The sequence below is a fragment of the Gordonibacter pamelaeae 7-10-1-b genome, from assembly GCF_000210055.1.
GTDB lineage: Bacteria > Actinomycetota > Coriobacteriia > Coriobacteriales > Eggerthellaceae > Gordonibacter > Gordonibacter pamelaeae.
Window position 1 is genome coordinate 3,193,054 of the sequence record NC_021021.1, and the last position, 802, is coordinate 3,193,855.

Annotated in this window: 1 protein-coding gene; it reads right to left on the bottom strand. The window is 71.6% G+C overall.

Annotated elements, in window-relative coordinates; translation table 11 throughout:
• Window positions 1-802: pyruvate kinase (pyk, locus tag GPA_RS14660; RefSeq protein WP_083809291.1), on the bottom strand; the 802-nt coding region annotated here is incomplete at both ends.

The window sequence follows — 802 nt, forward strand, 5'->3', positions numbered from 1 at the left end:
CCACGCGCGCGTGCTCGCGGCTGCGGTCGGGCGCGGCCTCGTCGTGCAGGTACGGCTCGCTCGCCTCCGCCACCTGCGCCATCATGCGCACGGCCTCTACCGGGTAGCGTCCCGACGCCGTCTCGCCCGACAGCATGACGGCATCGGTGCCGTCGTACACGGCGTTGGCCACGTCGCCCACCTCGGCGCGCGTGGGGCGCGGGTTGCGCACCATAGACTCCAGCATCTGGGTGGCCGTGATCACGGGCTTCGACGCGCGGTTGCACGCGCGGATGATGTTCTTCTGGATGTGGGGCACGCGCCAGGCGGGCACTTCCACGCCCAAGTCGCCGCGCGCCACCATGATGCCGTCGGCGACCTCCAAAATGGCGTCGAAGTTCTCCACGGCCTCCGAGCACTCGATCTTGGCGATGATCCTGATGCCCTCGCCGCCGTGCCCGTCCAAGAACCGGCGCACCGCCCGCACGCCGTCGGCGTCGCGCACGAACGACGCGGCCACGAAGTCGACCTCCTGCCCGATACCGAACAGCAGGTCGTCGCGGTCCTGGTCCGTGAGCGCCGGCAGGGGAAGCGCCGCGCCCGGCACGTTCACGGACTTGCGCTCGCCGAGCGTGCCTGCGTTCCTCACGATGCAGCGGATGTCGGTGCCGTCCACGCCCTCCACCTCGAGCTCGATAAGCCCGTCGTCCACGAGGATGGACGTGCCCTCCCCCACGGCCGCGGCCAGGCCCGGGCAGCTCTGCGTGACCAGCTGGGGCGTGCCCTCCACCGCGCGCTCGACGAGCACGATCCGGCTGCCGGC